Annotated in this window: 15 protein-coding genes; 12 read left to right on the forward strand and 3 right to left on the reverse strand. The window is 73.4% G+C overall.

The genetic code is table 11. The features are described 5' to 3' along the window. Positions 1-304: 304 nt before the first annotated feature. The gene (locus NOCJ54_RS0110885) at positions 305-715 is read right to left on the reverse strand and encodes a hypothetical protein (protein ID WP_028655532.1); all 411 of its coding nucleotides are present in this window, start codon (positions 713-715) and stop codon (positions 305-307) included. A gap of 64 nt (positions 716-779) precedes the next feature. Between NOCJ54_RS0110885 and NOCJ54_RS29875 the strand changes: the two genes are divergently transcribed. The 6 genes from NOCJ54_RS29875 to NOCJ54_RS0110915 all read left to right on the forward strand — a co-directional run bounded on the left by NOCJ54_RS29875 (position 780) and on the right by NOCJ54_RS0110915 (position 5759). Next, entirely contained in the window at positions 780-935 is a 156-nt protein-coding gene (locus NOCJ54_RS29875; protein ID WP_174245243.1) for a hypothetical protein, read from the forward strand. Between the two features lie 3 nt (positions 936-938). After that, the gene (locus NOCJ54_RS0110895; RefSeq protein ID WP_028655533.1) at positions 939-1409 is read left to right on the forward strand and encodes a RidA family protein; all 471 of its coding nucleotides are present in this window, start codon (positions 939-941) and stop codon (positions 1407-1409) included. Beyond that, complete coding sequence (locus NOCJ54_RS25155; protein WP_084255063.1) at positions 1406-2278, forward strand: NUDIX hydrolase; 873 nt, start codon at positions 1406-1408, stop codon at positions 2276-2278. The genes NOCJ54_RS0110895 and NOCJ54_RS25155 overlap by 4 nt, the downstream gene beginning before the upstream one ends. Positions 2279-2280: 2 nt before the next feature. Continuing rightward, on the forward strand, positions 2281-3102 hold the full coding sequence (locus tag NOCJ54_RS0110905; RefSeq protein WP_028655534.1) for an MBL fold metallo-hydrolase: 822 nt from the start codon (positions 2281-2283) through the stop codon (positions 3100-3102). 74 nt (positions 3103-3176) lie between these two features. Then, positions 3177-4907: an HYR domain-containing protein gene (locus NOCJ54_RS25160; RefSeq protein ID WP_036517579.1), complete on the forward strand. Its 1731-nt coding sequence runs from the start codon at positions 3177-3179 to the stop codon at positions 4905-4907. Positions 4908-4997: 90 nt separating this feature from the next. Next, positions 4998-5759, forward strand: a complete 762-nt coding sequence (locus NOCJ54_RS0110915) for a helix-turn-helix transcriptional regulator (protein WP_232221749.1) — start codon at positions 4998-5000, stop codon at positions 5757-5759. 126 nt (positions 5760-5885) lie between these two features. Here NOCJ54_RS0110915 and NOCJ54_RS0110920 read toward each other — a convergent pair whose 3' ends face one another. Next, the gene (locus tag NOCJ54_RS0110920) at positions 5886-6563 is read right to left on the reverse strand and encodes a Crp/Fnr family transcriptional regulator (protein ID WP_028655537.1); all 678 of its coding nucleotides are present in this window, start codon (positions 6561-6563) and stop codon (positions 5886-5888) included. 107 nt (positions 6564-6670) lie between these two features. Here NOCJ54_RS0110920 and nth point away from each other — a divergent pair, with 107 nt between their 5' ends. From nth to NOCJ54_RS0110950, 6 genes are read left to right on the forward strand one after another with little or no spacing between them, the layout of a single operon-like run. Beyond that, on the forward strand, positions 6671-7399 hold the full coding sequence (gene nth, locus NOCJ54_RS0110925; RefSeq protein ID WP_051485730.1) for an endonuclease III: 729 nt from the start codon (positions 6671-6673) through the stop codon (positions 7397-7399). Further along, positions 7399-8037 carry a TlpA family protein disulfide reductase gene (locus tag NOCJ54_RS28220; protein ID WP_051485731.1) on the forward strand — a complete coding sequence of 213 codons (639 nt, stop codon included), beginning with the start codon at positions 7399-7401 and terminating at the stop codon, positions 8035-8037. The genes nth and NOCJ54_RS28220 overlap by 1 nt, the downstream gene beginning before the upstream one ends. Continuing rightward, positions 8034-8828 (forward strand): NUDIX hydrolase, encoded by a 795-nt coding sequence (locus tag NOCJ54_RS25170; protein WP_084255064.1) that lies wholly within the window; start codon positions 8034-8036, stop codon positions 8826-8828. Before NOCJ54_RS28220 ends, NOCJ54_RS25170 begins: the two co-directional genes overlap by 4 nt. Beyond that, positions 8825-10009, forward strand: a complete 1185-nt coding sequence (locus NOCJ54_RS0110940; protein WP_028655539.1) for a MarP family serine protease — start codon at positions 8825-8827, stop codon at positions 10007-10009. Before NOCJ54_RS25170 ends, NOCJ54_RS0110940 begins: the two co-directional genes overlap by 4 nt. Before the next feature lie 20 nt (positions 10010-10029). Beyond that, entirely contained in the window at positions 10030-11292 is a 1263-nt protein-coding gene (locus tag NOCJ54_RS25175) for an acyl-CoA dehydrogenase family protein (RefSeq protein WP_084255074.1), read from the forward strand. A gap of 22 nt (positions 11293-11314) precedes the next feature. Next, positions 11315-12082 carry an enoyl-CoA hydratase/isomerase family protein gene (locus NOCJ54_RS0110950; RefSeq protein ID WP_028655540.1) on the forward strand — a complete coding sequence of 256 codons (768 nt, stop codon included), beginning with the start codon at positions 11315-11317 and terminating at the stop codon, positions 12080-12082. A 34-nt stretch (positions 12083-12116) separates the two neighbouring features. Here NOCJ54_RS0110950 and NOCJ54_RS0110955 read toward each other — a convergent pair whose 3' ends face one another. After that, positions 12117-13007 carry an oxygenase MpaB family protein gene (locus NOCJ54_RS0110955; protein ID WP_028655541.1) on the reverse strand — a complete coding sequence of 297 codons (891 nt, stop codon included), beginning with the start codon at positions 13005-13007 and terminating at the stop codon, positions 12117-12119. Positions 13008-13017 lie beyond the last annotated feature (10 nt).

The raw sequence follows: 13017 nt of genomic DNA on the forward strand, positions 1-13017 counted from the left end.
AACGACGTACCTCCACGGCCACGGTCCCAAGAGCAGGCGAGCGATCTGACGACGGCTCCCACTCATGCGCTGAAACCGGACCCGACCTCGCTGGGCCGGTCCACTTCCCTCATCCGGGGCATCCGTGGCCAGACCAGCGATGGCAATCAGCCGAACGGGGCCACCGACCCGCAGGCCGACACCCCAGAGCCCGTCACGACGCCACTCACCGGACCAGCCGGGACACTCACCATCCCGGGACCCGCGACGGTGATCAACCGCCGGAGCTCCTTACATGAGCCGACCGGCAGGCCGGCCGTGCGGGTCAGGCGAGCTTGTCGGCCAGCACGACCCAGGTGAAGAAGCAGATCCCCAGCAGCATGCCGACGTGGGCGAGGATCGACAGCCCGGGGCCCTGGCCCCAGCTGTCACCCGTGGTCGCGGTGGCGTGCTTGCCGGAGCCCGACAACCAGCGGGCGAGGATGAGCAACCCGATCACCACCTCGATCCACCACACGACCAGCGACGCGGCGCCGAGCGCCCCGCCCGGTGAGGAGAGGTAGGCGATCCAGGCCGCCAGGGCGACCACGCCGATGACGGTGTGCGCGTTGACGACGGCGAGGGGGACGAGCGCGTGCCCCGCCTGCGACTGCTCGGTGGCGAGCCGCAGCCTCGTCAGCAGCACCACGACCGCGGCCAGACCGGTCAGCAGCCACACGGCGTTGTCCAGATTCACGGCAGGCATCGTCGCACACGATGTGAGGGCGGCCACAGGTCAGCGCCTGAGTAGGGTGCTGGGCATGACCAAGTGGGAGTACCAGGTGGCGCCCGTCCTCAACCACGTCGCGGCGCAGATCCTCAACAACTTCGGCCAGGACGGCTGGGAGCTCGTCACCCTCGTCCCGGGCCAGGGCGGCAACGACATCGCCTACTTCAAGCGTCCGGTCGAGGGCTGAGCCGTGGCCACGCCCGAGGAGCGTCTCGCCGAGCTCGGCCTCACGGTCCCGGACGTCGTACCGCCCGTCGCGGCGTACGTGCCCGCGGTCCGCAGCGGTGCGCACGTCTTCACCGCCGGCCAGATCCCGATGCGCGACGGCGAGCTCGTCGCCACCGGCAAGGTCGGTGACACCGCCACGCCCGAGCAGGCGACCGAGGCCGCGCGCCAGTGCGCCCTCAACGCGCTCGCGGCGATCCGGTCGCAGACCGGCACCCTCGAGGGCGTGCGGATCGTGAAGGTCGTCGTCTTCGTCGCCTCCACGCCCGACTTCACCGGACAGCCGGCCGTCGCCAACGGTGCGTCCGAGCTGTTCGCGCAGGTCTTCGGCGACGCCGGCGTGCACGCCCGGTCCGCCGTCGGCGTGGCCGCGCTGCCCCTCGACGCCACCGTGGAGGTCGAGGTCGTCGCCGAGGTCGCCGAGGTCTCCGCGTGAGGATCCCGCTGCCGCCGGTGGGGCTGCCCGAGCACCTCGTCGCGCTGGCGCGGGAGTTCACCGAGGGCGGCCGTGAGCCGGCCGAGCCGCGCGACGCGGCGACGGTGATCCTCCAGCGCCCGGGCGCGGGCGGGGAGCCGGAGGTCTACCTGCTGCGGCGCCACGTGACGATGGACTTCGCCGGCGGGATGGCCGTCTTCCCCGGCGGGGGCGTCGATCCCCGCGACTACGACCACGAGGTGGCCTGGGCCGGTCCCGCCCCCGAGGAGTGGGCGGCCCGCCTGGGCACGACCGAGGACGTCGCCCGGGCCCTGGTCTGCGCCGCGGTGCGGGAGACCTTCGAGGAGTCCGGCGTGCTGCTCGCCGGCCCGTCCGCCGACGAGGTCGTCGCCGACACCACCGGCGAGGACTGGGAGGCCGACCGGCACGCGCTGGAGTCGCGCGCGCTGTCGCTGACCGACTTCCTCGACCGCCGCGGCCTCGTGCTGCGCACCGACCTGCTCGGCATCTGGAGTGCCTGGCTGACCCCGGTGATGGAGCCGAAGCGCTACCGCACCTGGTTCTTCGTCGCGCAGCTGCCCGAGGGCCAGGTCACCCGCGACGTCTCGACCGAGTCCTCGGAGGTCGTCTGGCTCTCCGCCGACGAGGCCGTCGCCCAGGCCGACCGCGAGGAGCTCGCGATGCTGCCCCCGACGTACCTCACCTGCCTGGAGGTCGCCAGCCTCGGCACGGTCGACGCCGTGCTCGCCGCCAGCCGGGGGCGCCGCGCGGAGATGTTCATGCCCGAGGTCGAGGAGCACGAGGACGGCTGGACGCTGTCGATGCCCGAGCACCTGCGGCCGATGGTGCTGGCCCGACGGGAGAGCTGACCGTGGAGCCCTGGCACGGCGGCGAGCACGGCGACCGGGGGCGGTGCGTCCTCGCGCCGAACCCCGGCCTGATGACCCTCGACGGCACCAACACCTGGATCCTGCGCGAGCCGGGCGCGCGCCGCTCGATCGTGGTCGACCCCGGGCCGCTGCACGACGACCACCTCGACGCCGTCGCCGCCGTCGCGGGGGAGGTCGACGCGGTGGTGGTCACCCACCACCACATCGACCACACCGAGGCGGCGCGCTCCTTCGCCGAGCGGATGGGGTGCGGCGTCCGCGGCCTCGACGCGGACCAGTGCTGGCGCGCCGACCCCGTGGTCGACGGCGAGCAGATCGAGCTCGACGGCCTGCGGCTGGAGGTGCACCACACGCCGGGCCACACCCGTGACTCGATCTCGCTGCTGGTCGAGGAGGACCGGGCGCTGCTCACCGGCGACGCGGTCCTCGGCCGCGGCACCACGGTCATCGCGCACCCCGACGGCGACCTCGCCGGCTACCTGGACTCGCTCGAGCGGATGCGCGGCCTCGTGCAGGACGGCCGGGTCGCGACCCTGTGGCCGGCCCACGGGCCGGTGCTCGCCGACGCGGCCGGCGTCCTCGATCACTACCGGACGCACCGGCGCGAGCGCCTCGACCAGGTCGAGCAGGCCCTCGCGGTGCTGGGCAGGACCCCGCCGCTCGACCCCGACGCCGCCGACGACCCGATCCTCGCGCGCCGCGTCGTGGAGGTCGTCTACGCCGACGTCGACGAGTCCCTGTGGGGCGCCGCCGAGTGGTCGGTGCGCGCGCAGCTGGAGTACCTCGCCCGTCGTACCCGCTGATCCGAGGGTTGCGCGGCGAGGCCGGATCTGCTCGTTCCCCGGATTTCTGGTGAGGCCTCTGCTGGAGTGGTCCCATGCTCCCTCCACGCACGACCAGACCGCTGACCCTTGCCCTCGCGTCGTCGCTCGCCCTGGTGGGTGTGCTCGCGGCGGGCCCGGCGATGGCCGCCGACACCGTCCCGGGCACGCCCGCGGCCACGGCCTCGGCCGACCCGGCGCCTGCTCCCGAACCCGAGCCGGCCCCTGACCCGGCGCCTGACCCGGCGCCCGACCCGGCGCCCGACCCGGCGCCTGACCCGGCCCCCGAGCCGACCCCCGCAGGCCCCGAGCCGGCACCGGCACCAGCCCCCGAGCCGGACGCCTCGCCTGCGCCGTCCGGTCCCGCCGCCAGTGCGGACCCGGCGCCCGCCACGCCCGGGGCGACGGGTGGGCCTGCCGTCGGGCTGGCTGCCGAGCCGTCGCCAGACGTCTCCGCAGCCGCCGGCCCGGGCGCGGTCGTCGTGTCCGGCGGCACGTCGATCGTCGTCGAGGCCACCGGCCCCGAGGGCGCCGAGGTCCCGCTCGACTTCTCGATCAGCGGCGGGTGGTCCGAGCTGCCCATCGTCGTGGGGACCTGTGCGATCAGCGACGTCTACGTCAGCTCGGTCCTGCAGTTCCACCGCCTCGACTTCCTCGGGCTCGTGCTCGGCACCAGCTTCTCGACGACCCGCACCCTCGAGGTCGGCACCTACCACGGCGCCTGCCTCTGGGCGCCGGTCTCGATCCTCAACCTGCTGCAGTACAAGCTGCACCGCTTCACCATCGAGGTGACCGACCCGGTGCCGACCGTCACCGTGCCGGCCGACGGCACTGCCGAGGCCACCTCCGCGGACGGCGCCCCCGTGAGCTTCGCGGCCTCCGGCCACGACGCCATCGACGGCCCCCTGCCGGTGACCTGCCTGCGCCCCGGCGACGTACCGGCCGCGTCCGGCGACGTCTTCCCGATCGGCGCCACGACGGTGACCTGCTCCGCGACGAACTCGCGCTCCAGTACCACCAGCGAGTCCTTCGTCGTCACCGTCACCGCGCCGGAACCCACCGTCACCGTGCCGGCCGACCTCGTCGAGGAGGCCACCGGGCCCGACGGCGCAGCGGTCGACTTCGCGGCCGGCGGCGAGGACTTCACCGGCACCCCGCTGCCCGCCACCTGCCGGGTGTGGGACGGCAGCCCCGGCCCCGCCACCGGCCCGGAGGTCGCCGCGGGCGACACCTTCCCGCTCGGTGACACCTACGTGCGCTGCGACGTCGTCGACGCCTGGGGCGGGGAGGCGAGCGCGACCTTCCGGGTCGGCGTCGTCGACACCACCGGACCGGTCATCACCGTGCCGGCCGACATCACCGTCCGGTCGAACGCCGACGAGGGTGCCGTCGTGACCTTCACGGCCACCGCGCACGACGCCGTCGCGGGCGACGTCCCGGTGACCTGCGACCCCGCGTCGGGCTCGACCTTCCCCTACGGCACCACGGTGGTCACCTGCACCGCCAGCGACGCCGCGGCGCCGGTGCTGACCCGCGCGGCCCGGACCACGACCGGTGCGACGTTCACCGTCACCGTGCTCGAGGCGGAGCTCCCGGACGAGGACGGCCTCGGCGGCGACGACGTCCCGGTCACGGGCGACGTCGGTGGACAGGTCGACAGCCAGGGCGCGCCGGCTGACGCCGCAGGACTCCCGGCCACGGGCGCCCCGGCGCTCACCGCGCCGCTGCTCCTCGCGCTGCTGCTGCTCGGGGCCGGGGCGGGCCTCGTGCTGCGCCGCCGCGCCTGACCGACCCGCGCACCCGCGCCCCAGACGTCGGCGGGGACATGACCTCCGAGGTCATGTCCCCGCCGACGTGGCGTGGCTAGGTTGGCCGACGTGAACGCCAGTGCCGGAGTCCTGATCCGTGAGTGGCGCCAGCGCCGCCACCTCTCGCAGCTCGAGCTCGCCAGCCGGGCCGACGTCTCGACCCGCCACCTGAGCTACATCGAGACCGGCAAGGCGCGCCCCACCAGCGCGATGGTCATGCGCCTGTGCGACTTCCTGGAGGTCCCCTTGCGCGAGCAGAACCAGGTGCTGGTGGCAGCCGGCCACGCACCCGCCCACCCCGAGCTGAGGCTCACCGACCCGCCGATGGCCGAGGCGAACGCCGCGCTCGAGGCCATCCTGCGCGGTCACCTCCCGTTCCCCGCGCTGGTCGTCGACCGGCACTGGGACCTGGTCACCGCGAACGACGCGGCCTTCGCCCTCCTCGACGGCGTCCCGCCCGAGCTCCTCGAGCCGCCCGTCAACGTCATCCGCGTGTCCGTGCACCCCGACGGCCTCGCCCCGCGCATCGAGAACCTCGAGGAGTGGCGCGCCCACCTCGCCGTCCGCCTGCGCCGGGAGTACGACGCCAGCGGGGACGAGCTGCTCCGGGAGCTCCACGACGAGGTGGTCGGCGACGGCGTCCCCGACGTTGACTCATCCGCGCTCGTCGTACCCCTGCGGCTGCGGGTCTCCGACGACCTCGTGCTGTCCCTGATGTCGACGACCACCGTCTTCGGAACCCCCCGCGAGGTCACCCTCAGCGAGCTCGCCATCGAGGCCTTCTACCCCGCCGACGACCCCACCCGCGACTACCTCACCGCCCGCTCCTGACGCCGGAGGAGGGCCGCGGGGACTACCGCAGAGGCCTTGACACACGACACCACCCGTGCCAGGCCGCCCCGGAGGGCAGGCCGGCGGACGGGTGGTGTCGTGAAGAGGGGGCCGGCGGGGGAGGGGTCAGCGCGCGCGGCGCGACATCCGCTCCATGTCGAGGATGACCACCGAGCGGGGCTCGAGGCGCAGCCAGCCGCGCGAGGCGAAGTCGGCGAGCGCCTTGTTGACCGTCTCGCGGGAGGCGCCGACCAGCTGGGCGAGCTCCTCCTGGGTGAGGTCGTGGTGCACGTGGACGCCGTCGTCGGCGGTGCGGCCGAAGCGGTCGGCGAGGTCGAGCAGCGCCTTGGCGACCCGGCCGGGCACGTCGGAGAAGACGAGGTCCGCGACGACGTCGTTGGCCTTGCGCAGCCGGCCGGCGAGCTGGGCGAGCAGGCCGCGGGCGACGACCGGGCGGCCCTCGAGCCAGCGCAGGAGGTCCTCGTGCGACAGCGAGGCGAACTCGGCGTCGGTCACCGCGGTCACCGTCGCCGAGCGCGGGCCGGGGTCGAAGAGCGACAGCTCGCCGAACATCTGGCCGGGGCCCATGATCGCGAGCAGGTTCTCGCGCCCGTCCGAGGACGTGCGACCGAGCTTCACCTTGCCCTCGAGCACGACGTACAGCTTGTCGCCGCTGTCGCCCTCGTGGAACAGCACCTCGCCGCGGCGCAGCCGCGTGGTGGCCAGCGACGAGCGCAATGCCGCCATGGCCTCGTCGTCGAGGGCACTGAACAGTGGCGCCTGACGGAGTACGTCGTTGTCCACGCTTCCTCCAAAGTGTAGAACCCGGTCGGCGGCATCCTAGCCTGCAGCCCGTCGCACCCAGCGGACGCACGGCTCCTGTTGTCGGCGCGCCCCCGTAGGCTGGCTCCGTGCGGGAGATCAGGCGGGCCATCACGGTCGACGACGAGACCCCGACCCAGCGGGTCCGCCGCGCCCGCAAGATCAACCGCGTGCTGGCCGAGACCTACCCCGACGCGAAGGCCGAGCTCGACTTCGACGACGCCTTCCAGTGCCTGGTCGTCACCGTGCTCTCGGCCCAGACGACCGACAAGCGGGTCAACGCAGTGCGCCCGATCCTGTTCGCGGCCTACCCCGACCCGCCGGCGATGGCCGCCGCCGACCGCGCCCACCTCGAGCAGATCGTCGGACCGCTGGGCTTCTTCCGAGCCAAGACCGAGTCGCTGCTCAAGCTCAGCGCCGCCCTCGTCGAGAGGTACGACGGCCAGGTGCCCGGGCGCCTCGAGGACCTCGTGACGCTCCCCGGCGTCGGCCGCAAGACCGCCAACGTGGTGCTCGGCAACGCCTTCGACGTCCCCGGCATCACCGTCGACACGCACTTCGGCCGGCTCGCGCGGCGGCTGGGGTTCACCGAGGAGACCGACCCGGTGAAGGTCGAGCACGCCGTCGGTGCGCTCTTCCCCAAGCGGGACTGGACGATGCTCTCCCACCACCTCATCTGGCACGGCCGGCGACGCTGCCACGCCAAGAAGCCCGCGTGCGGCGCCTGCCCGGTCGCACGGTGGTGCCCGTCGTACGGCACCGGCCCGACGGACCCGGTGGAGGCGGAGAAGCTGGTCCGCACGGAGGGCCCGAACTGATGCGTGGGGTGCGCGCCGCCGGCCTGGCGGCGGTGGCGATGCTGCTGACGGCGTGCGACGGCGGCGGCCCGGCCGCGCTGGCGTGCAAGGTCGAGGTCGACACCCCCGAGCTCGTCGCCGACCGCGAGGCCGCCGGCATCGCCGACTGCACGGAGGTGCGCACCTCCGCCGGCGCGGCCGACCTGCCCGACGTCGCGCTGCACTGCCTGGGAGGCGAGGACTCGCTCTCGCTGGCCGACGTCGAGGGCCCGGCGGTCATCAACTTCTGGTCGACGACCTGCGGGCCGTGCCGCGAGGAGATGCCGGTCCTGCAGCAGTTCCACGAGCGGTACGGCGACCGGGTGACCATGCTGGGCGTCAACTTCCTCGACACCTACCCCGGCGCGGCGATCGACTTCGCCCGGCTCAAGTCCGTCACCTACCCCTCGGCGGCCGACGCGTGCGGCGACCTGCAGGAGAGCGACCTGGTGCTGCAGGTGCTGCCGCAGTTCCTCTTCGTCCGCGAGGACGGGTCGGTCGAGCAGAAGGCCGGCGGCATCGACTCGCTCGCGGAGATCGTGGCGATGAGCGAGGACGCGCTGGGTATCGACCTCTCCGACCCCGGTGCCGACCTCGACGACCGGCCGGAGAAGCCATGACCGACCAGCCCGCCGACCTGCCTGCCGACCTGCCTGCCGGCCTGCCTGCGGACCTGCCCGACTGGCTGCTGCCCGTCGCGGAGGGCGCCCGGGCGATCGAGGGCAGCGACCTGACGGCGTTCCTGCCCCCGCCGGGCCGCGAGGTCCGCCGCGGCGCGGTGCTGATGCTCCTCGGCGAGCGCGACGTGCTGCTCACCGAGCGCGCCCACGACATGCGCTCCCACCCCGGCCAGGTCTCCTTCCCCGGCGGCAGCATCGACCCCGGCGAGACGGCGGTGCAGGCTGCGCTGCGCGAGGCGGAGGAGGAGATCGGCGTCGACCCCGCCGGCGTCGAGGTGTTCGGCAAGCTCCCCGAGCTGTGGCTGCCGCCGTCGAACTTCGCGGTCACCCCGATCCTGGGCTGGTGGCGCGAGCCCGGCCCGGTCCGGGTCGCCTCGCCGGAGGAGGTGCACGCGATCCACCGGGTCACCCTCGAGGAGCTGTTCGCGCCCGAGCACCGCATCCAGGTCCGCCACCCCGGCGGGTGGACCGGTCCCGGCTTCCTGATCGGCCCCGACAAGGACGTCATCCTGTGGGGCTTCACCGGCGGCATCCTCACCCGGTTCTTCGACTTCCTCGGGTGGCTCCCGCCGGTGGCGGACCCGCCGGTGCATGATCTCCCCGACTACATGCTCGCCGAGTACGCCCGCCGGACCAGCCGGACGGCCGCCGCTCCGGGCGCCGAGGAACCGGGGGACGACGGCATGGACATCCTGGAGCCGAACGACGCCGACCAGCCGGGTGACGCGTGAACCTCCTCGACTGGCTGCTGCTCCTGCTCGTCCTCGCCTACGCCCTGTCCGGCTACTGGCAGGGCTTCGTCACCGGCGCCTTCGCCACGATCGGCCTGCTCGCCGGAGGCCTGCTCGGCATCCTCGGCGCGCCGCTCGTGCTGAGCCGCTTCGAGCCCTCGCTCGCCGTCTCGCTCGGTGCGCTGTTCATCGTCATCCTCTGCGCCTCGCTGGGCCAGGCCCTCCTGCAGTACGCCGGCGCGCGGGTCCGCGAGCGCATCACCTGGCAACCCGCGCGCGCCCTCGACGCCGTCGGGGGCGCGCTGCTGAGCGCCCTGGCCGTGCTGCTCGTCGCGTGGGCGCTGGGTGTCGCGATCACCGGCACCCGGATCGGCTCGGTCACCACCCTGGTCCGCAGCTCGACGGTGCTCGCGAAGGTCAACGACGCGCTGCCCGACGCCGCCCCCAACGCGCTCAAGGCGTTCAACAACGTCGTCGGCACCGGCTTCTTCCCGCGCTACCTCGAGCCGTTCGCGCCCGAGCAGATCGTCGAGGTCCAGCCCGGGCCGACCGACCTGCCCCGCTCGGCGGCCATCCGCGAGGTCCGCCCGAGCGTGGTGAAGATCCGCGGCGCCAACAAGTGCGGCCGCGGCGTGGAGGGCACCGGCTTCGTCTACGCCCCCGGCCGGGTGATGACCAACGCCCACGTCGTCGCCGGCGTCGAGGACCCCGAGGTCAGCATCGGCGGCGGCACCGAGCTGGCCCGCGTCGTGCACTACGACCGCGAGCTCGACGTCGCCGTCCTGGCCCTCGACACCGGCGACGTGCCGGTGCTCCGCTTCGACAAGGGCACCGAGGCCAAGGACCCGGTCGCGATCGTCGGCTACCCGCAGGACGGTCCCTTCGACGTGCAGACCGGGCGCGTGCGGGCGATGCAGAACCTCCGCTCGCCCGACATCTACGGCTCCGGCACCGTCATCCGCGAGGTGTTCTCGCTGCGCGGGCTGGTGCGTCCCGGCAACTCCGGCGGCCCGATCATCACCCCGCAGGGCCGCGTCGCCGGCGTCGTCTTCGCGGCATCGGTGACCGACCCCGAGACCGGCTACGCGCTCACCGCCAGCCAGGTCGAGGAGAGTGCGGCGAAGGGGCGCGCGCCGGAGACCGAGGGGCGTGAGGCGGACACCGGCGCCTGCGCTGCGTGACCCACGGCATCATTGCCCGCATGACCGGCTCCGCGATGTACCCCGCCTACCCTGCGCCGAGCGAGCAGGCGGTCCGGCTCTTCGACGAGATGAAGGCGTTCCTCGCCGAGGACGTCTTCCCCGCCGAGGAGGCCTATGCGCGCTACCGCGAGGAGCGGGGCCCGGACGACCACACCGTCCCACCCGTCGTCGAGGACCTGAAGGTGCGCGCCCGCGAGCGCGGGCTGTGGAACCTCTTCCTGCCCAGCGAGTCCGGGCTGACCCAGCTCGAGTACGCCACCATCGCCGAGCTGTCCGGCTGGAGCCTGGAGATCGCCCCGGAGGCGATCAACTGCCAGGCGCCCGACACCGGCAACATGGAGCTGCTGCACCTCGTGGGCACGCCCGAGCAGCAGGAGACGTGGCTGAAGCCCCTGCTGGACGGTGAGATCCGCTCCGCGTTCGCGATGACCGAGCCGGCGGTGGCGTCCTCGGACGCCACCAACATCGAGACCCGGATCGAGCGCGACGGCGACGAGTACGTCATCAACGGCCGCAAGTGGTGGATCACCGGCGCCGCCGACCCGCGCTGCAAGGTGCTCATCGTGATGGGCAAGACCGACCCGACCGCCGCGACCCACCGCCAGCAGTCGATGGTGATCGTCCCCGTCGACACCCCCGGCGTGGAGGTCAGACGGTCCTACCCGGTCTTCGGCCACCAGGACCAGCACGGCCACTGCGTCATCGAGTTCACCGACGCCCGCGTCCCCCTGTCGAACCTGCTCGGCGAGGAGGGCGGCGGCTTCGCGGCCGCGCAGATGCGCCTGGGCCCCGGCCGCATCCACCACGTGATGCGGGCCCTCGGCGCGGGTGAGCGGGCGCTGGCGATGATGGTGCAGCGCGCGAAGACCCGCACGGCGTTCGGCGGCCTGCTCGCCGAGCAGTCCGCGGTGCGGGAGAAGATCGCCGAGTCCCGCATCGAGCTCGACCAGGCTCGCGCGCTGTGCCACCTGGCGGCGTACACGGTCGACGGGGAGGGCAACAAGGCCGCGCGCCACCTCATCGCCGCCGCCAAGGTCGCCGTCCCGCGCGCCGTGCTGTCCGTCATCGACCGGGCCATCCAGCTGCACGGGGCCGCCGGCATCAGCGACGCCACGCCGCTGGCCGCGCTCTGGGGCTGGCACCGCGCGATGCGGATCTTCGACGGTCCCGACGAGGCCCACCTGACCACCCTCGGCCGGGCCGAGATCACGCGCGACCCGCTCTTCGACCTCCCGGCCTCGCTCCACGACCAGTTCCGCTGAACCGAAGGAAGAACCACTCCCCATGAGCCTCGTCCGCTACGCGTACGCCGACGGCATCGCCCGCATCACCCTCGCCAACCCCGACGGTGGCAACGTGATCAACCCCGGGTCCGTCGAGCAGCTGCTCGACGCCGTCCGCAGCGCCCACCGCGACGCCGCCCGCGTGATCGTCATCGACGCGGAGGGACGCTTCTTCTCCGTCGGCGGTGACCTCGCCGGCATGGCCGGCGCGGACGACGCGGGCCTGTTCATCGACGACCTCGCCGACGCCCTGCACCGCATCGTCAGCGAGCTGGTCCGCTCCGACGCGATCGTCGTGACCGTGGTCCAGGGCGCGGCCGCCGGCGCCGGCTTCCCGCTGGCCGCGGTCGGCGACGTCGTCATCGCGGCCGACACGGCGAAGTTCAGCCTCGCCTACGGCAAGGTCGGGCTCTCGCCCGACGGCGGGAGCTCGCTGCTGGTCAACACCCTGGGCCTGCACCGCACGCTGCGCCTGGCGATCCTCGGCGACATGCTCACCGCGCAGGAGGCGTACGACGCCGGCCTGGTCGCGCGCGTCGTCCCGGCCGACGAGCTCGCCGCCACCGCCGAGAAGGTCGTCGCACAGCTCGCTGCCGCCTCCGGCACCGCGAGCGCGGCCGCGAAGCGCCTGCTCCGCACCGCCGCTGCCCCGACGCCGGAGACCGCGCTGCGCGAGGAGACGCTGTCGATCCGTGAGCTCGTGGTCTCGCCGGACGGCAGGGAGGGCGTGTCCGCGTTCCTGGAGAAGCGGGCGCCGAAGTTCAACTGAGCCCGACCGGCCGGTCGCCGTACCCGGCGGGTGCTCAGGCGGGCGCGGACTCGTGCCGCACCGGGCACCCGCCGAGGCCGGGCACCGGCTGGGTGCCGAGCTCGGCGAGGCGGAACCCGTCGGGGTAGCTCTTGATCCGCGGCAGGTCGGCGGTGAACGTCGGCTTCCGCTTCGACGGCGTCCAGCGCAGCAGTCGCGCGCGGGCGCGCATCGCGGCGCGGCTCACCTTCCGGGCGACCGGTCCGGGGTCGGTGTAGGCGAACGCCTCCAGCAGCGGCTCGTCCATCAGCGCCCGGCTGAACACCTCGACCGGCTTGCGCAGCGGGCGCGGGTAGAACGTCGTCAGCAGCGCCAGCGTCGAGTCCGCGACCCGGCGACCGCCGGCGTCGAAGTCGAAGTGCTCGCGCTCGTAGTCGTCCATGAGGTGCATGAACCCGTCGTAGGTCTCCGGGATGTCCTTGATGCCCATGTGCCGGCCCAGCGCGCGGTAGTAGTTGACGCTGGCGCGCAGCTCGGTGTCGGTGAACGAGCGCCAGCCGTAGTCGTCGAGCCACCGCTTCGGCACCACCACGAACGTCGACAGCACGTAGAGGAAGTCGTCGTTGCTGATGTCGTAGGAGCGGTGCATCTGGTTGATGCGCCGGATGGCCGTCTTGCCCTCGGGGCTGTCGAAGCCGTGCACGAAGGGCGCCTCGAGCAGGAGCGCGGTGTCGTCGTACCGCTTCTGCACCTGGGTGGTGAACGCGCCGGTCTCGTGGAGCAGCCGACCGACGCTCGGCACCGCGTAGGTGCGGAAGAGCGCGAAGCTGAGCGCCTGGGTGATGTCCCAGGTGAACTCGTAGAGCGCGAGGTTCTGGTAGATCTCGACGTAGTCGGTCTCGGGGTCCAGCTGCTCGTTCCGGTCGCGCCACAACGTCTTCGCCATGCGCCGACGA

The organism is Nocardioides sp. J54, from assembly GCF_000519005.1.
Lineage (GTDB): Bacteria > Actinomycetota > Actinomycetes > Propionibacteriales > Nocardioidaceae > Nocardioides.